Source organism: Blastopirellula sediminis (assembly GCF_020966755.1).
Taxonomy (GTDB): domain Bacteria; phylum Planctomycetota; class Planctomycetia; order Pirellulales; family Pirellulaceae; genus Blastopirellula; species Blastopirellula sediminis.
This window is the reverse complement of sequence record NZ_JAJKFT010000010.1, coordinates 3,628,481-3,645,008: the sequence shown is the minus strand read 5'-3', so window position 1 is coordinate 3,645,008 and position 16,528 is coordinate 3,628,481. Positions and strand designations below refer to the sequence as shown.

The following is a 16,528-nucleotide window of genomic DNA, read 5'->3' as shown; positions in this document are numbered from 1 at the left end:
AGGCGTGCGTTACTTAGACGCTTTCCGTATGCGGTCATCATCTTACGACGAGAAATGGAAGTCATAATTGTCGCAGTCGCCCACACGAGTCGACGCCCGCTGTACTGGCTAGAACGACTGGAATAGCCAAACGCATTTCCCTCGCTCGCGCTTCCGGCCACGAATTACTTCTTCCCGATTCGGTAGAGCGCCGTGTCGCTTCGTAGGATGATCGCTCCGTCTAACAGCAGCGGGGTCGCCATGATTTGGCCGGCGATATCGTTTTCGGCCAGGACTTTGAACTCGCGGCCCGGCTCGATCACGATCGTATTGCCATCTTCGTTGCAGAAGTAGATTCGGCCTTCGGCCAACGCTGGCGAGGCGGAGAAGTTGCCGCCGAGACGTTCGGTCCAAACCGTTTCGCCATTGGTGATGTCGACGCAGGTCGCCACGCCGCGGTCCGAGACCATGTAGAGCAAGTTCTCCCAGAGCAGGGGCGACGGCTTGGTCGGAACTTGCTTGTCCATCGTCCAGCCGACGTGCGAATCGGTAACGTCACCTTCGCCGTCGACGCGTGTCGCCCACAGTTCGGCTCGAGTAAAGCCGGTGCAGATGTAGACGACTCCTTCCTGAAAGACCGGGCGGGGGACGTTCGAGAACCCGTCGCCGTGATCAACTCGCCACAGTTCTTTGCCGGTCAACGGATCGTAGGCGCAATCCCACTGGGCGCCGGGGATGATCGCCATCGTGCGACCTTCCCACGTTACAACCAGCGGCGTCGCGTACGCCTTCTGCATGTCCCCATCTTCTTTGCGGTGCGGAGGACGATCGGTCTTCCAGACCATCTCGCCGCTGTTCGCATCGAGCCCGCAAACGTACTGCTGGTCGGCGCCGTCGCAGGTCAGGACCAGCACGCCGTTGTGCAGCACCGGCGAGCTTCCCGGTCCCACGTTATGCTGCAGCGGCAGTCGCTTCTTCCAAACCAATTCCCCTTTGGTCGTATCGACGCAGCAAGTGCCGTAGGTGCCGAAATGGCAATAAAGGCGATTTCCGTCGAGAACCGGCGTCGGCGACGCATAGCTATTGGTTGAGTGAATCGGATCGGGATCGTCGATGTAGAAGAGGTCGACTTGCTTGCCGATTTCGCCGGTCGCATAGTCAACTTCGATCGCTTTCAGCAGCACCGTCGCGGCCAATTCGCTGGTTGCCTGGGCGAACTTCGGCCGGCCTTCCAGCTTCTTATCGAACGCTTCCTGCGACGCCTTCTGGGTGATCGCCGTGGTGAGCCACAACTTGCCGTCGCCGAGAACCGGCGAAGACCAACCTTTTCCTTCGATTTCGGTCTTCCACGCGACGTTCTCCTCTTCCGACCATTTCAGCGGAACGTTCGTCGCTTCGCTGATTCCGTCCCCCGATGCGCCACGGAATTGCGGCCAGGAATCGACGGCCCACGCAGACGAAGAGCAGGCCAGCGCGATCAGCGTCGCGACGGCAAAGCGGTTTCGAGAGGTCATCGTCGAGGAACCCTTGTTTGGAAGAAGCGAAGGAGGGAAGCAGGGCGGGGCAGGATTACGAAATCAAGTCGATTAGTGGAGATGGCAGCCACCGCCACCGCACTGATGAGCGCCGCAGCCGCCATGCGCACTCGGCGGAGCGCACACCGGCAGGCTTTGCGACGATCCGCCGGTATGAGCGGCCGGCACGCTCCAAGCCTTTTCGAGCTTCGTCGCGCCGCACTGCGGACAGACGGGCGTCTCTTCGCCTCGGACCAGCGCTTCAAACTCGCAATTGCATTGGGTGCAGACGTATTCAAACAGCGGCATCGCGACGCGTCTCCTGTTCGCTTAATTTTCGTAGATGGGGGATTGGCTTATCATACGGGTCGGGGCCGTCGCTCGAATACGCCAACTCTGACCGAATCATTATGTCCAACGGCACTAGTTTATCGCAAATCACTCGGCAGCAGGTCCGGGCCGTCGATCGCATCTCGATTGAGAATTTTGGCGTCCCCGGCGTCGTGCTGATGGAAAACGCCGCTCGAGGGTGCGTCGATATTCTAGCTGCGCATGGAGCGAGGTGCGTCCGAATCTGCTGCGGCAAAGGGAACAACGGGGGGGATGGGCTGGCGATGGCCCGGCTGCTTGACCTGCGGGGAATTCCCACCCAAACGCTCCTCTTTTGCCCGCCGACCGAAATTACCGGAGATGCAGCGGTTCAGCTGAACATCGTGCAGAAGGCGGAACTGCCGCTCGTAATCGTTCCGGCCGATGCGACCGACGAAGCTCTCGACCAGTTGCTATCCGGCGCCGACTGGATCGTCGATGCACTGCTAGGAACCGGGATGCGGGGAAATCCGCGATCGCCGCTCGACCGCGTGATTCAGGCGATCAATCGCAGCGACGCGCAGAAGTTGGCGGTCGATCTGCCGAGCGGCCTTGACTGCGACCTGGGAACGCCGGGCGAGCCAACCGTCGAAGCGACGGTGACGGCAACCTTCGTCGCGCCGAAGGTCGGCTTTGCCGTCGAAACTGCGAAACGGTATCTGGGAGAGGTGGTCACCGTCGATATCGGCGCCCCGCGGCAAGCGATTGAACGCGCTTGCGCTAAAGAATGAACGATCGCAAAAAACATTTGCTTTCTCACTTCGACTCGGCGAGACTACCGACGTCATCGCAGTCCCCCCGAACTGCGAACTGCCCCTCCACCTTCAGCCCCGGTATCACCATGACGGAACTTGACGTCCAGTCCGCCAGCGACCAACTTGGCTTCCTGCTTCCGAAGACTTTTTCCGCTCCCATGATTTCGGCCGGCGACTTGTCGGCGGTCGGTATGAATCCCGACTTCGAAGGGGGCGTTTGCACGACGGTGGATGATCTCGTCGGTACGCAAGAAGCGGCAGTGGAAGCGGCCCTCTGCGTCCACGAGGAAATGGTCGAGTGGTGGGACGAGTACTTTGCCATCGCTCAAGATGGGGGCGGAGGCTATTACCTGATGCGCCGCGACGAAAGTCCCGAGGTTTACTTGATGGACTCCGATTGGTGCGAAGAACCGCGAGTGGTATCGCCAAACCTCACGGCGTTTCTCGAAGAGGTAAAAGGCGGGGAGTATCCCGACTGAGCGAAGCGCCGGCGATATCGGCGGACAGCGTCAGAGATGAAACAAGCCATGGGGTGGCACGCCCAGAGCCAAGCAAAATCAGTTACCAATTACGATTGTCCTTCCTCTCGAGATATACCCCACCATGACGTCCGCCTGTCGGCTTCTCGCGTTTATTTTCGCCCTGATTGTTCCGTTGGCGGCGGTGGCTCAAGAAGCTGATAAAGCGGGACGAAGCTCAAGTCAGAACCTCCTCCTTTGCGCCGGCCAGGACGAGATGTTCGTGATCGACGCCGATGCGGCGGAGCAGGGCGCCGGCGAGAAACTTTGGAGTTGGAAGGCCGCCAACTTACCCGACGCGACGCCGGAGTTGATCAAGCAGTTCAACAATCTCGACGAGTGCCGTGCGATACGCGGTGGAACGCAGATCTTGCTCACCGCTTCCAACGGCGGCTGCGCCCTGATTGATCGCTCGACGAGCAAAATGCTCTGGAAAGGCTACGCCACTAACGCTCACAGCATTGAGCTATTGCCGAACAACCGCGTGGTCGTCGCCAGTTCGGTCAACGGGAATCGGCTGATCCTGTTCGACCTGGCGAAGTCGGACGCTCCGCAGTTTCAGACGCCGCTCCATTCGGCGCACGGCGTCATTTGGGACGAATCGCGGAAGCTGCTGTGGGCGATCGGGTTCGACCAACTGCAAACCTACGAGTTGGTCGATTGGGAATCGGACAAACCGTCGCTTCGCCTGGTCGATCAGTACGAACTGCCGACCGAAGGGGGACACGATCTCCGCGCCGTCCCGAACAGCGCCGATCTGATCCTGTCGACCCACGAGCATGTCTATCTCTTCGATCGGAACGAGAAGAAGTTCCGCCTTCATCCCGAAGCGGCGGATCTCGAACACGTGAAAGCGGCCGACGTGAACCCGGAGACAGGCCGCCTGCTGATCGGTTTCTGGAAAAGCGAAATGCGATTCTTCTCGCCTGCGGGGGCAATCACGTTTCCAGCGAATAAGCCCTATAAGATTCGCTGGCTGGCGGAAGCGAAGTAATCCGCGTAACCGCTATCTCAACTGCTGAGTTTTTTGTCAGTTCTCGGCGCAAATCGAGGGCAATTCTACGGCGATTCCCCCCGACAGAGAGCCTTAGGCCCTATCGCGCAAGTCCCATAACCCCAAACCTCAATGCGACTTATGGCATTTCGGGCTGATCCTGGGGGCTGTGTGGCATAGGAAGTGCTTTCTTCGCACACGCACCTCTCGCCTCCGAAGCCCCTTCCGTCGATGCGCCAAATGCGTGTCGGCCGGCAACTTTCATCATCCCCTGATATCGCTTAAAGGCTGGAACCTCCCATGACTCATTCTCTCCCTGCGCGACGAGCATTTACGCTCGTGGAACTGCTGGTCGTCATCGCCATCATCGGCGTGTTGATCGCTCTCTTGCTGCCGGCGGTACAACAAGCCCGCGAAGCGGCCCGCCGAATGCAATGCAGCAACAACCTGAAACAGCAAGGCTTGGCGCTGCATACCTATCACGACGCCTACCTCTCATTTCCGCCGGGCGAACTGACCCGCAGCCGCATCAGTTGGCAGGCGCTCGTTCTGCCGCAGATCGAACAATCTGCCCTTCGCGATCAACTGGAAACCGCCGGTGCGTTTACTGCCGACGGCTCTTCCAGCAAACCTTACTGGCACAGCAATCCGGCGATTATTTCGACCGGGACGACGCCGCTGGCGAAAACGATCCTCCCGGCCTACATGTGCCCTTCCGATCCGACGCCGGAGCTGAATGATCGGATCGCTTCGACCGACTCCACTTACCCGGGCATCTACGCGAAATCAAACTACGTCGGCGCCTACACTGCCGCCTACTACAACGCGGCCGGAACCAAGACGGAAGATCGCAAGGCGATGTTCTACGAGAATTCCAAACGGAAGTTCCGCGACATCACCGATGGGACCAGCAATACGATCGCCGTTACTGAACGGGCTGGGGTCCACGTCTATGTCGCTTCGCTCTGGATCGGCTGGCATGACCTGGCCGGGCCGATTCCGCACAGCTACCCGTTCACGCTCCGCGTCCGGATCAATCGCTTGTCGAACGATACCGACTATGCGATCAACGGCACCATTTTGCACTCGACCAGCAGCCTCCATCCTGGCGGAGCGCAATTCCTGCTGTGCGACGGATCGTCCCGCTTTATCAGCGAAACGATCAACATGCAGACCTACGCGGCGCTTGGCACCGTCGACGGAGGGGAAGTGATTGGCGACTACTAATCTGGCCGACTTTGATCGAGCTTGTCCCAGACGCCAATCATGGAGAATCCTGTTATGAACCGAACGCTCGCAATGCTATTTCTCGTCGCGTCGCCGCTGGTCGGCCTGACCGCTTGTTTTCCAAGTTCCGGCCCAGCCTTGGGCAATGTAACCGGAACCGTCACGCTGGATGGCAAACCGCTACCCAACGCGATGATCAGTTTTTATCCGACCTCCGGACTTCGTTCTGCACATGGAACGACCGACGGCGAAGGAAAATACTTGCTCCGATTTACCGGAATGAAAGATGGCGCCTTGGTTGGCGAACATAGGGTGAAAATTGAAGTAGGAGTTCAAACCGGCGAAGCGCCGGCGGCGCCAGCCGGCAAGCTCCCGAAACTTCCAGCAAAGTACAACGCCGAATCGGAATTGACTGCGGAAGTCGAACGCGGCTCCAACACGATCGACTTTGACTTGAAGTCCAACTAGTCAGTTGAGAAGGGCGCCGCGAATGCTTGGGGCAATGCGCGCGGCGCCCTATTTCTCTTTTGGGGACGCTCGTTTACGGACGAACCGTCAGCGTGATCTCGCCAAGCTCGTTCGTCCCCTTGGAGGAGTACGACTTTTCTTCTTTCGCCGGCCACACGAACGGCACTACGACCAGTTCACGGCCGCCGTGTTCGCGGGCCGCTTCCACGACCAGCGAATATTTGCCCGGCTTTAGCTTGGTCAGGGCGTCTTGGTCGTCGACCGCCAGTTCATGCTTGCCGGCAGGTCGGGTCGCTCCTGAAATGCCATCGATCGGCATCTGCGAATTGCGTCCACCGTCGCGCCACCACTGCCGTAAATCAGGCAGCCACTTCGTACCGCCCCCTTTTCCTCCCCGTCCTTTCAACTGGTACCAGACGGCGACGTTCTGCACCATCTCGTCTTTCGAGTTCGCAATCCAAACCGCGACGTAAGGGCGGTGATAGCGCCCGATGTTGAGCTGCGGAATCTCGACCGTCGCTTCCAATTTGTTCGCTTCGTCATCGGCCAGGGCGACGCCGGCCAGCAGAGAGAACGTCGCGGCGACCAGCAGGCCGCAAAGTCGAGTTCGATTCATGGATGTCTCACGCAAGTTAAATGGAGGGGAATGGAAACGGCGTCCCGTTCAGTGCATCAAAAACATCGCGATCAAGAGCGGCAAGACGAACCCCAGCCCGACCAAGGGCCAAGTCATCCGCCGCTGCTGCGCGTGGAAGTAGAGCAAATAGAGCCCGGTCAAACAGAAGATCAGGGTCGCGATCGCAAAGATGTCGAGAAACCAACTCCAAGCGAGCCCGGTGTGGCGCCCCTTGTGCAGGTCGTTGAAGTAGGCGATCCAGCCATGCGACGTTCGTTCAAACTCGACGTCGCCGCTCTCACGGTCGATCGTCAGCCAGGCGTCGACGCCTGGCCCTTGCATCGAAAGATAAACGTCATCCTCGGTCCACTCAGCCGGTTGCGACGGGATCGAGACGGTCAGTTCCCGCCGCAGCCAACGTGAAATGTCGACCGGCAGCGGATGCTCTCCTTCGGTCGGCTGCTCGCGAAGCGTTTCCAAGAGGGACGCAGGGACCTGCGTGTTGACGTTGCGAATCTGCGGCTCGCCGGCGAGCTCCCCGGCATGGTTCAGCGTGATTCCGGTCACCGCAAAGACGATCATCCCCACCAGGCAAATGGCCGAGCTGATCCAGTGCCACTTGCGCATCGTCTTGTTCCAGTAGGCGCGACTCTGCTTGCGACGCTCCTGGACAATCCGCTTCTTTTGCGTCAGTTCGACGGTTTCGGACATGGGACGAAAACCTAGCGGCGCCCCCGAAAGCCCACCCATTTGGACCGATAGGCATACGGAGTCGTTCGAAAGAAATTAGCGTAGCGGAATATTCGGCTGCGAAGTTGAACTCCGGTTTTAGCCGTGAGTGTCGCAGAATCTCAGATCAGCCGCTTTTTCCAGAACGCCATCTCGTCGGCCTGCGGATCTCCGCCGACGAAACCGCACCGCTGATAAAGCCGCCGCGCCGGGTTGTCGGCCCGTACTTCCAGGGTCAGATAAGAGCAACCTTGCTCGGCCGCATAGCGGGCCATCTCGTCCAACAGGGCCTTTCCAACGCCGCGGCCGCGATGATCGGGATCGACCGCCAGATCATGGACGTTGATCACCGGGCGAGCCGAGAAGGTCGAGAAGTTATAGAACCCGTTCGCCAATCCGACGTATTGGCCGTCTTCGACCGCCAGCATCCCCACGAAGGTCGGAAAGTTCTTCAGCCGCTCAATCAAATGCTCGTGCACTTCAGGGAGGAGCGGCTTTCCACCTCCCATGACGTCGAGGGCGTACAACTCCAGCAGCCGCATTAGTTCGGCGGCGTGCTGTTCATTGTGAAGGTCGACGAGAACGACCTGACCGGCGAATGGCGCCGGACCGGAAGAAGCGGGCATCGATTACTCTCCCGCGTTGTCGAAATCGAGATCCTTCCACTTCATCGCCCGGCGGAAGGGCTCGATGCGGAGCATCACCTCGCCGTTCTGAAAGACGCGAACGGTTCCATTCGATTCGCTAACGACGATTGCAATCGACTTCGTCTTTTTGCTGATCGCAGCGCCGGCCCAATGTCGCGCGCCCAGTCCCTTGGACAAGGTGACGCTGGCCGACGAAACGTCGACCAATCGACAGGCCGCTTCGACCACGCCGTCGGCGTTAATGATGAAAGCGCCGTCCAGTTGAGCGATTTCTTTCAGCCCTTCCCGGACGCGGCTGTCGAAGATGCTCCGTTCTTTGCGGTTATAGCCTTTGATCGGATCGAAACCGCTCGCGACGCTATGGTGGAGCACTTTACGATGATCGCCGACCACAAACATGGTCCCAACCGGCTTCCCTTCGCGTCCTTCACGGCCGATGTCCACCGCCAGGTCGATCACATGTTTGAGGGTCTCCAGCGGAACGCTGGTCTCCAGACGACGCAGATCGCGCGACGTCAACCGGCCAAGGTGTTCCGACAATCGAACCAGGCTGATCGTGTCGATCCGCGACTCGTCGAAGCCGCTGTAGATCGCGACGACTGAGGCGCCGGTCGCGATAATATCGTCGGCGACCGATTCGACCAGGGCGTGGGTCAGCTTTTCCAGGATCGGGCTCTCATCCAGTTCGACGACGACCGGCATTAGTCCGGCCTCTTTGGCCCCTTCAAGGGCCTCCTCGTCATCGGCGGCGATGATCGTTTTGACGTCGCCGGCTCCAGTTTTGATCTGTTCCCACTCGCAAACCCCTTCGACGAAAACCAACAGCGCGTCGGCCTCGGCTTGCTTCACCAGCGCAGCACCGATCTTGAGAAACTCTGCGAATTGCTTGGTGAATTTCTGTTGCTTCATCCGTAGCGGTCAGTTCGGCATTTCGCCGCGTCAGTAGTGCAGGCGCAAGGGGAAGTGCGCTCGTGAAAGCATGGTAAAAAAGATCGCAGACCGAGGCAACTACGCCGACCGACCGAAATGGTGATCTGCGCTGCAATTAGGGCAATTTCGTGGCGACTTCGGCGCTGCGGTGCCCCGGCGGCGTGTCGAAGACCCGCTGGTCGTAGATGGCGAGCGCGTGCAGCCCATGTCCCAGCGGCCCGATGCTCCAATCCATCCGCGGATTCCGCTCCAGGATCGTCGCCAGGTAGTCGATCGCCTTGGTCATCTGCGGCGAGGACAATTCGTCATCGTTCAGCGAATAGGCGAGCCATTCGGCGATATGACCGGTCGTCTGCAAGCGACGCTGCAGATCGGGCTTGGCGTCACGACCCTCGAACCATTCGGTGCTGAAGCTGCCGTCCGGATTCTGCAGGCGGAACGTGTACTTGTAGTAGTCGTCCAGGAAGGTCTGGGCACGTCCCCAATGGCCATCCATCGGCAACCCCGAGAGCTCACGTTTGCGGACCGCGTAAGAGAGCCCCATCAGACGATGCGTACCACCGCAAGCGGCGCCGATCACCGGCTGTTTCAGCTCTTCGCTGATCAATCGCTCGATCGTCCAGGTCTGACCGTCGTCGCTTTTCCACTCAGCGTCAACCGGCAGGTAGTAGGCCAGCGAGATTAGCTTAAAGGTCAATTCGGTCGCCGGGCGGCAAGTTTCCTTTTCGAATTCGATCAGGTCCGAGATGTGATAGGCCTGATTATTGACCCGGATTTCATACGAGGGGGTGACGTAGCTCTGGGCGAGCATCGCCAAAAACTGGCCATGATGCCCTTGAACGCCAACACCTTGACGAGCGCCGAGGCGTCCGTTTTCGACGTAAAACAGATTGTAGCCCTTGCATTTGCCGTTCCAGCAAAGCCAACCGATCGCATTGACCGGACGGCCATTCGCCTGGACGTTGGCGTCAACGCCGTACGGCAGCATCGCGTGCATCGTCGCCCAGGCGTTTTCCTTCGCGACATCGACCGGCTGCTTGTAGTAATAGTCAAGTACGCGGCGAATCTTACCCCGGAGTCGGGCCTGTTCGGGAGTGAGCGGTTTCTTGGGAGGAGCTTCGGGCGCCAGTTCAAGCGGCTTCGGCTCTTCGGTCGGCTTTTCTTCGACGGCCGGGGCAGGCTCGGTCGACTTCATCTCGATCGATTCCATTTCGACCGGCTTCATCGCTTCGGCGGGAATTTCCAGGGGAAGTTTCGCCGGTTCGACGGAGGAGGCGACCGTTTTCGGTTCGCTTTTCATCTCCTGCTTCGCGACGCCGGCGCCAATTTCGGCGGCTGGCTCGTTCATCGGCAACAGCTTCAGCATCGGGCCGTCATCGGCCTTGTCCTTTGCGGCGGCTTGCTTCTCTTCTTCGGTCAACGGAGCGACCGGGGCGGGCGCGTCATTTTGCGGCGGCGCCGTTTTATTGGCTTCTTTTTCCGCCCCAAACTTGAGCGCGATGCGTAGAACAGGAGAGTCCAGCTGCAACCCGGAGGTTTCTACCGGCGTGACGGACTCTTCCACATTCGAGGGCGCTTGCAACTGCAACCCATCCGCGAGGACGGGTGTGCAAAAGCCGGAAATTGCCAAGAGAGTCAAAAACGTCGAACGTCGTCGCATCATCCATGCCTTGAGATTCTGTCGCCGGTTTGCCGGTTAGGCAAACCATGCTTTGCTGCAATCGCCTTATTGCCAGCTTGGCATACGCAGTTTTCGGACGCAACGGCGGATTGAAATCAGGTCGATTCGGCTCGCAGCGTCGCTTTTTGAAATCACGGGGAGACTCGTCGGTAGAAACTGTAAATCCTACCTCTCCCCATCGATCGCCGAAGTCCGTATTCGCCCGGAAATCGGCACGGGCCTCAGACGGTCTACCGCATAAAGGACGGAATCAACCAACTAGTCATACTGACATTCTCGGGAGGGGAAGGTTTCTCGCCCATCGCGTAAGCCTCCCACTTTGCCGTATCGCCACCGTAGTCAACCTGGCTATGTTCCTTCAGCGATTGAATCGCTACATAGCGGAGAGCAGGATCGCGGTCTTGAATCGCAGGGGCGAGCGCCTTGCGAGACTCTGGCGAATCGAATTGTTCCAGCGCTTTCGCGGCAGCCAAGCGGACGTCGAGCTCGCGATCGCGCACGATCAAGTCCCCCAACTCTTCGACCGCTTTGGGATCTTTGCCAACGACCAGCGTTTCGACCGCCATTACGCGGACACGGGGCTCGTTGTCGTAGAGCCCCATTCGCAGGCCTTCCTGAGCCGCCGGAGTCTGCAGCGCCGCCAGCGCCTTCAGAATTTCGATCCGCAGGAGCGGATCCTGTTCGTCTTTGAGCTGCTGCGTCAGCTTATTGGCGTTCAACTGCCGCTCCGAGTCGCTCATCTCGTGCGTGTACCGCGACATACGCCGAATATCGTCACGGCGCTGCGTGGGGCTCGGGCCGTACTTGGCCAGATCAGCGGGGTCATCTTTGATGCCCCAGCCGAATGGGCTGCTGATAGCGCCGTTCTTGGTGCAACCGAGTACGCATATCAAAAGACAGATGGCAAAACTGGCCGACTTCATCGTTGCCCTTCGAAGGATTTTCTAATAGCAATTTCTGGTCGCGAGGACGCGAGACGATAGCAAAATGGTCCAGGCCCGCCTAGACGAATCCCAGCCAATCCGAAACCTTCTCTGGAGGGAGAAAATTGTTGCTTGCGGTGCTTCGCATCTCCCGCCAAAACGTGGTAGGCTTTCCACTTAGAGCTAGCGATTCGCCCAGTGGGGCAATATTCCCGATTGGGCGACGAATACCAATCGACGTTACCGCCTTATCCGCTCATCTACGGGGGAATTCCCTTGGTCGATCCAAAACAACATGCCAGCAATCGTGGCGCGATCGAAACGATTCTGCGCTACATTCCCGGTTTTAGCGGTTACCTAGAAAAGGAGTATCGGCGCGACGCTGACGCGCTCACGCGTAAATGGCTCGCCGATCGCCTGGATCGCGCGAAATCTCCACTCGACACCTATGGACGGATGCTTGTCGATCTAGGCCAAATTGACCAGCTCCCCATGATTGACCGCCTTCGCGCGAAACTTGATACCGCGATCGGTTGCTTGCGTGGCGCGATGCCTGGCTACAGCGGCTTCTTTGATTTTGTACACATCGGCGAAGATCAATTGGATGACATCTACGACTACGACGCTGGGATGATCACCGACGCCGATTCGGTCGCTGCGGGAATTGAAAAGTTGCCGACCGCCAGCGAAACTCCGGCCGTCACCATTCCGCCGCTCATCGCGTTGCTCGACGCGATGCTAGCGAAACTGGACGAACGCGAAAACATGCTGAAGGGAATCGGATCGGAACCGCCGGCGAGCTAATCGCCTAGCGCGGCTTCGAGTAGATCGACGGAACAAGCAACACGAGGGAAAACGCCATGGGCATCCGATTAGAAGTCATTCAGTATTTCGACGAAACGAACCGCTCGCTCGTCCATCGCGAACCGCAAAGCGGTTCGGCCGACATCAAGTACGGCGCGCAGTTGATCGTCAATCAAAATCAGGAAGCGATCTTCTTCCGCGACGGCAAAGCGATGGACAGCTTCGACCCCGGTCGATACACGCTGACCACGCAGAACCTGCCGCTGATCACCAGCATTCTCACCATTCCGTGGGAAAAGTCGCCGTTTCAGTGCCAGGTCTACTTCTTCGGCAAGCAGACGTTCCTCGATCAAAAATGGGGAACGCGACAACCGATCACCGTCCGCGACGCCGACTTCGGCATGGTCCGCCTGCGGAGCTTCGGGAAGTTCTCGTACCGTATCAAAGACGCGTCGCTCTTGCTCAACACGCTGGTCGGTACGCAAGGTAAATACACGACCGACGAAGTGACGAGCTTCTTGAAGGACGTCATCGTTTCGCGCTTGACCGATCTGCTCGGCACGATGCAGGTCGGCATGCTCGACTTGCCCGCCAAGTTTGACGAAGTCGCCGCCGGTACGCGAATTAAAGTGGCCGAAGACTTCGCCAAGTATGGGCTGGAGCTCGCCGACTTCTTCATCAATGCGATCACGCCGCCGGAAGAAGTGCAGAAGGCGATCGACGCTCGCAGCAGCATGGGCGCCATCGGCGATCTCCGCGCCTTCACCATGTACCAAGCCGCCAGCAGCATGTCAAAGATGGCGGAGCAGGGGGGCGGAGCCGGCAACAACGCGATGGGGATGGGCATGGGCGCCGGGTTCGGCATGATGATGCCCGGCATGATCCAGCAGGCGCTGCAAAACCAACCCGCTCCGCAAGCCGGTCAATCGATGCCGCAGCAGCCGCTGCAAGGCGCCGCGACAATGGCCGCCGCCGGAGCAGGCGCGGCAGCCGGCGGTTCGCTCTCGTTTGACGATCTCGCTCCGGCCGCTCACAAGGCCGATCCGCGTCAGTTGGTTCAAGCGGTCGCGCAGTCGAACTCCTGGACCATCGCCGCCGACGGAGACGGCTTCATCGTCACCGTTCCGATCGGCAGCCTGCGAAAACAGAACGTCCACATCTCGTTCAATCTCAAAGACGACGATGGACAAAGCCTGATCACCTTCCAATCGTACTGCGGACCGGCGACCGAACGAAACGCCGTCGCGCTGCTTCGCTACAACACGAAGATGATCCATGGAGCGTTCGCGTTCGCGACGACTCCGGCCGGCGAAATGATCTCGGTCCAAGCCAACGAACTGGCCGATACGGCCGACGCGCTCGGATTGACGCGGATCATGACCGCGATCGCCTGGCAGGCGGACAAGGTGGAAGAAAAGCTGCTCGGCACGGACGACAACTAACGCTTCTCGCCTTTCCCATTCGGCCATTGCGTGAAGCTTCGTCTCGTCGCCGCTGTACTATTTTTGATTGCCGCCGGCCTGCTTGCGGTCGGCGGCGACTGGTTGACGTTACGGTTGGTGGGCGCGTCAGCGTTATTGGCGCTCGGCGCCGCGGCGATTGCGTTGCCGATCGGTACGTTTCTCGCGATCGCATTGGGTCGACTAGCGATTCCTGGTCGTTGGCTCGCTCAGGGTTTGCTGACGCTCCTCTTGTTTGAGCCGCTCTATCTTACTTGCGGCGCGTGGCGAGCTGCGTTTGGTCCGCATGGTTGGCTACAAGATCAAATCGGCGCCGCGGCCAATCCCTTTCTGTTCGATGGCTGGCTCGGCGCGATCGTGCTGCATGGCATCGCCGCAATTCCTTGGACCTTCTTCTTCGTAAGGTTGCAGTTGGCGGCCGGTGCGCCGGAACTCGAAGAAGACGCACTGCTCGACACCTCTACCACTTCGACGCTGACGAACGTCACGCTCCGCCGCGCAGCGCCTGGCGTGTTGATGGCGGCGCTTTGGATTGGCGTCGTCGCGTTCAGCGAGATGACCGTCACCAGCATCTGCAATGTGCGAACCTACGCCGAGGTCCTCTTTACCGGGATCACGCTCGGCGAAGCGGTCGATCGAACGTCGCTGCCGGTCTGGCCGGCGGTCCTGGTCACTTTCGCAATGACCGTCGTCGCCACGACGCTCGCTTCGCAGCTTGCGCCGGCAAACGCCGCCAGTACGCCGGTTCGTTCGCCGACGTTTCCCATGCGGCCACTCGCTCGCCTCTTTGCGACGGCAATCGTCTGGCTGTCGGTCTTGCTGCTGGCCGGACTGCCGATCGGCGCTTTTGTTTACAAAGCGGGACTGATCGTCAACGTCGCCGATGGGCACGTCGATCGTTACTGGTCAGCAGCGAAAGTGAGCGAGTTGCTTGTCGCTTCGATGCAAAAGTACGCTGGCCTCTTTCAATGGACGATCGCGATAGGACTTGCCAGCGCCGCAGCAACGCTTTTGATCAGCTCGAGCATCGCTTGGATAGCATCACGACTCCGGCATGGCCAGAGCGTCGTCGCACTCATCGCCGGCGTTCTGTTTGGCGTTCCCGGTCCAATTATCGCGCTTTCGCTGATCTGGCTCTTTAATCGCCGCGAGGCGCCGTTGCTGATTTACTTTTACGATCGCACGATCCTGGCGCCAACGATTGCGCTGGTGATCATCAGCCTGCCGATCAGCCTCTTGTTGCTGTGGCATATCTTTCGCGCCGACGCCGGCGACCTGGACGAAGCGGCGCAGCTGGAAGGCCTGGGGCCTTGGCGGCGTCTGTGGAGAGTCGGCGTCATGCGCCGCCCGGCGGTTTTGGCGGCCGTCTTTCTATTGGCGTTCGCCTTGGCGACCAGCGACGTGACCGCTTCCTATCTGGTTACCCCGCCGGGAGTCGATACCCTCTCGCGCACGATCTTTGAAATGCTCCACTACGGCGCCGAGGACAACGTCGCCGCCCTTTGTCTGATCAATCTGGCCCTTTCGGCGACGATGGCGGTGATAACGATTATGCTGCTCAAACCTGCGTTTCGCTCGGCTCAGTCGTAATTCGTCGGCAGCAAATCTTCGCAATTCGGACCTTTCCGGCCGATCTTGCGTATACTGACAACATGAACTTCGCACGCTCCTTATCCCCCGTTCTAATCACATTGGCACTCAGCGTCTCGGCGCTGGCCGAAGACACGCTGACGTTTCGCTACAACGATGCGGAAGTGACGAAGACAGGACGCGTTATCGCCAACGCCGAAAGCGGCGTGATTCTCGAGACGCCCGACAACATGATGTGGCCGATTCTGGCCGACGATCTGATCGCGAGTAAACAAGATGCGACCGAATTCGCGCCGCTCGACAAGAAGCAACTGACCGAAAAGTTGCTGGCCGAATTGCCCCCCGGCTTCGAGGTGCATGAAACGGCTCACTACTTGATCTGCTTCAACACGTCGAAAGCGTACGCCTACTGGTGCGGCTCGCTGTACGAGCGACTCTATCGCGGCTTCGTTAATTATTGGAAGCAGCGGGGAGTGAACCTGGTCGAGCCGACGCAGCCAATGGTCGCGGTCATCTTCGACAACAAGCAGAACTACGCCGCCTACGGTAAAGAAGAACTGGGCGACGCGGCCGGTTCGATCATCGGCTACTACAGCATGCATACCAATCGCGTCGCGATGTATGACTTGACCGGCGTTGATGCAGCCCGCGCTCAAGGCTCCAGCCAACGCGACATCGCCCGCATCAACAGCATCCTCGCTCGTCCTGAGGCGGCTTACCTGGTCGCGACCATCGTTCACGAAGCGACCCATCAGATCGCCTACAACTGCGGGCTTCAGGTTCGTCTCGCCGACAATCCGGTCTGGGTGAGCGAAGGGCTCGCGATTTATTTTGAAACGCCTGACCTGTCGAGCTCGCGCGGGTGGCGTGGGATCGGCGAAGTGAACCGAATTCGTCTGCCGCAAGCGAAGCGACTCGTGCAGCGACCTGGCGGTCAGTTGATTGCGAGCCTGCTGGTCGATGACGATCAATTTCGCAAAGCGGAAACGGCCCTCGATGCGTATGCGCTTGCGTGGGCGCTCAACTATTACCTGCTGAAGCGGTATCCCGACGCCTACGCCAACTATCTGAAACATCTGTCGGAGCGGCGTCCGCTGCATGATCCGCCGCGCGAGGAGCGGCTCGCCGAGTTCCAGCGATTTATCACCAGCGATCTTGATGCATTCGAGGCGGATTTCCGCAAAGTTATCGCTGGTTTGCGCTAGTCGCAGCCGATTGTGCGCATATTGAAAAGAAACGCCGAAAAACAGGGGCGAACCCTTAAAATCGAATAGCGATTTCCGGCGTACGAATCTAGAATCGAATCATCACTAGCACCCCGCGT

17 protein-coding genes are annotated in these 16,528 nt (G+C 59.2%); 9 read left to right on the top strand and 8 right to left on the bottom strand.

Features of this window, described 5'->3' with window-relative positions; translation table 11 throughout:
* Positions 1–164: 164 nt before the first annotated feature.
* Both LOC68_RS26465 and LOC68_RS26460 read right to left on the bottom strand, forming a co-directional pair.
* Entirely contained in the window at positions 165–1,493 is a 1,329-nt protein-coding gene (locus LOC68_RS26465) for an outer membrane protein assembly factor BamB family protein (protein ID WP_230224815.1), read from the bottom strand.
* 72 nt (positions 1,494–1,565) lie between these two features.
* A complete protein-coding gene (locus LOC68_RS26460; protein ID WP_230224814.1) occupies positions 1,566–1,802 on the bottom strand; it encodes an FmdB family zinc ribbon protein in 237 nt (78 codons plus the stop codon).
* A 101-nt stretch (positions 1,803–1,903) separates the two neighbouring features.
* On the opposite strand from LOC68_RS26460, the gene LOC68_RS26455 reads away from it, so the two are divergent.
* The 5 genes from LOC68_RS26455 to LOC68_RS26435 all read left to right on the top strand — a co-directional run bounded on the left by LOC68_RS26455 (position 1,904) and on the right by LOC68_RS26435 (position 5,824).
* Positions 1,904–2,593 carry an NAD(P)H-hydrate epimerase gene (locus LOC68_RS26455; protein ID WP_230224813.1) on the top strand — a complete coding sequence of 230 codons (690 nt, stop codon included), beginning with the start codon at positions 1,904–1,906 and terminating at the stop codon, positions 2,591–2,593.
* Positions 2,594–2,703: 110 nt separating this feature from the next.
* Positions 2,704–3,096, top strand: a complete 393-nt coding sequence (locus LOC68_RS26450) for an SMI1/KNR4 family protein (protein ID WP_230224812.1) — start codon at positions 2,704–2,706, stop codon at positions 3,094–3,096.
* 124 nt (positions 3,097–3,220) lie between these two features.
* Positions 3,221–4,129 carry a DUF6528 family protein gene (locus LOC68_RS26445; protein WP_230224811.1) on the top strand — a complete coding sequence of 303 codons (909 nt, stop codon included), beginning with the start codon at positions 3,221–3,223 and terminating at the stop codon, positions 4,127–4,129.
* A 300-nt stretch (positions 4,130–4,429) separates the two neighbouring features.
* Positions 4,430–5,356 (top strand): DUF1559 domain-containing protein, encoded by a 927-nt coding sequence (locus LOC68_RS26440; protein WP_230224810.1) that lies wholly within the window; start codon positions 4,430–4,432, stop codon positions 5,354–5,356.
* Between the two features lie 54 nt (positions 5,357–5,410).
* Positions 5,411–5,824 (top strand): carboxypeptidase-like regulatory domain-containing protein, encoded by a 414-nt coding sequence (locus LOC68_RS26435; RefSeq protein WP_230224809.1) that lies wholly within the window; start codon positions 5,411–5,413, stop codon positions 5,822–5,824.
* A gap of 73 nt (positions 5,825–5,897) precedes the next feature.
* On the opposite strand, the gene LOC68_RS26430 is transcribed toward LOC68_RS26435, so the two are convergent.
* The 6 genes from LOC68_RS26430 to LOC68_RS26405 all read right to left on the bottom strand — a co-directional run bounded on the left by LOC68_RS26430 (position 5,898) and on the right by LOC68_RS26405 (position 11,350).
* Complete coding sequence (locus LOC68_RS26430) at positions 5,898–6,440, bottom strand: DUF2271 domain-containing protein (RefSeq protein ID WP_230224808.1); 543 nt, start codon at positions 6,438–6,440, stop codon at positions 5,898–5,900.
* Between the two features lie 48 nt (positions 6,441–6,488).
* Positions 6,489–7,151, bottom strand: a complete 663-nt coding sequence (locus LOC68_RS26425) for a PepSY-associated TM helix domain-containing protein (RefSeq protein WP_230224807.1) — start codon at positions 7,149–7,151, stop codon at positions 6,489–6,491.
* A 140-nt stretch (positions 7,152–7,291) separates the two neighbouring features.
* Positions 7,292–7,795, bottom strand: coding sequence for a GNAT family N-acetyltransferase (locus tag LOC68_RS26420; protein WP_230224806.1), 504 nt, complete (start codon positions 7,793–7,795; stop codon positions 7,292–7,294).
* Between the two features lie 3 nt (positions 7,796–7,798).
* The gene (locus tag LOC68_RS26415; RefSeq protein WP_230224805.1) at positions 7,799–8,725 is read right to left on the bottom strand and encodes a diadenylate cyclase; all 927 of its coding nucleotides are present in this window, start codon (positions 8,723–8,725) and stop codon (positions 7,799–7,801) included.
* A 136-nt stretch (positions 8,726–8,861) separates the two neighbouring features.
* Positions 8,862–10,328: a hypothetical protein gene (locus LOC68_RS26410; protein ID WP_230224804.1), complete on the bottom strand. Its 1,467-nt coding sequence runs from the start codon at positions 10,326–10,328 to the stop codon at positions 8,862–8,864.
* Between the two features lie 329 nt (positions 10,329–10,657).
* Positions 10,658–11,350 (bottom strand): HEAT repeat domain-containing protein, encoded by a 693-nt coding sequence (locus tag LOC68_RS26405; RefSeq protein WP_230224803.1) that lies wholly within the window; start codon positions 11,348–11,350, stop codon positions 10,658–10,660.
* Between the two features lie 198 nt (positions 11,351–11,548).
* Here LOC68_RS26405 and LOC68_RS26400 point away from each other — a divergent pair, with 198 nt between their 5' ends.
* The 4 genes from LOC68_RS26400 to LOC68_RS26385 all read left to right on the top strand — a co-directional run bounded on the left by LOC68_RS26400 (position 11,549) and on the right by LOC68_RS26385 (position 16,409).
* Positions 11,549–12,154: a hypothetical protein gene (locus LOC68_RS26400; RefSeq protein WP_230224802.1), complete on the top strand. Its 606-nt coding sequence runs from the start codon at positions 11,549–11,551 to the stop codon at positions 12,152–12,154.
* A gap of 56 nt (positions 12,155–12,210) precedes the next feature.
* A complete protein-coding gene (locus LOC68_RS26395) occupies positions 12,211–13,596 on the top strand; it encodes an SPFH domain-containing protein (protein ID WP_230224801.1) in 1,386 nt (461 codons plus the stop codon).
* Positions 13,597–13,626: 30 nt separating this feature from the next.
* Positions 13,627–15,204, top strand: coding sequence for an ABC transporter permease (locus tag LOC68_RS26390; RefSeq protein ID WP_230224800.1), 1,578 nt, complete (start codon positions 13,627–13,629; stop codon positions 15,202–15,204).
* A gap of 62 nt (positions 15,205–15,266) precedes the next feature.
* Positions 15,267–16,409 (top strand): DUF1570 domain-containing protein, encoded by a 1,143-nt coding sequence (locus LOC68_RS26385; protein ID WP_230224799.1) that lies wholly within the window; start codon positions 15,267–15,269, stop codon positions 16,407–16,409.
* Positions 16,410–16,528 lie beyond the last annotated feature (119 nt).

What these genes read in the sequence shown, in the direction of transcription:
- LOC68_RS26465 (WP_230224815.1), bottom strand. Translation starts at nt 1,493, where the DNA reads ATGACCTCTCGAAACCGCTTTGCCGTCGCGACGCTGATCGCGCTGGCC.
- LOC68_RS26460 (WP_230224814.1), bottom strand. Translation starts at nt 1,802, where the DNA reads ATGCCGCTGTTTGAATACGTCTGCACCCAATGCAATTGCGAGTTTGAA.
- LOC68_RS26455 (WP_230224813.1), top strand. Translation starts at nt 1,904, where the DNA reads ATGTCCAACGGCACTAGTTTATCGCAAATCACTCGGCAGCAGGTCCGG.
- LOC68_RS26450 (WP_230224812.1), top strand. Translation starts at nt 2,704, where the DNA reads ATGACGGAACTTGACGTCCAGTCCGCCAGCGACCAACTTGGCTTCCTG.
- LOC68_RS26445 (WP_230224811.1), top strand. Translation starts at nt 3,221, where the DNA reads ATGACGTCCGCCTGTCGGCTTCTCGCGTTTATTTTCGCCCTGATTGTT.
- LOC68_RS26440 (WP_230224810.1), top strand. Translation starts at nt 4,430, where the DNA reads ATGACTCATTCTCTCCCTGCGCGACGAGCATTTACGCTCGTGGAACTG.
- LOC68_RS26435 (WP_230224809.1), top strand. Translation starts at nt 5,411, where the DNA reads ATGAACCGAACGCTCGCAATGCTATTTCTCGTCGCGTCGCCGCTGGTC.
- LOC68_RS26430 (WP_230224808.1), bottom strand. Translation starts at nt 6,440, where the DNA reads ATGAATCGAACTCGACTTTGCGGCCTGCTGGTCGCCGCGACGTTCTCT.
- LOC68_RS26425 (WP_230224807.1), bottom strand. Translation starts at nt 7,151, where the DNA reads ATGTCCGAAACCGTCGAACTGACGCAAAAGAAGCGGATTGTCCAGGAG.
- LOC68_RS26420 (WP_230224806.1), bottom strand. Translation starts at nt 7,795, where the DNA reads ATGCCCGCTTCTTCCGGTCCGGCGCCATTCGCCGGTCAGGTCGTTCTC.
- LOC68_RS26415 (WP_230224805.1), bottom strand. Translation starts at nt 8,725, where the DNA reads ATGAAGCAACAGAAATTCACCAAGCAATTCGCAGAGTTTCTCAAGATC.
- LOC68_RS26405 (WP_230224803.1), bottom strand. Translation starts at nt 11,350, where the DNA reads ATGAAGTCGGCCAGTTTTGCCATCTGTCTTTTGATATGCGTACTCGGT.
- LOC68_RS26395 (WP_230224801.1), top strand. Translation starts at nt 12,211, where the DNA reads ATGGGCATCCGATTAGAAGTCATTCAGTATTTCGACGAAACGAACCGC.
- LOC68_RS26385 (WP_230224799.1), top strand. Translation starts at nt 15,267, where the DNA reads ATGAACTTCGCACGCTCCTTATCCCCCGTTCTAATCACATTGGCACTC.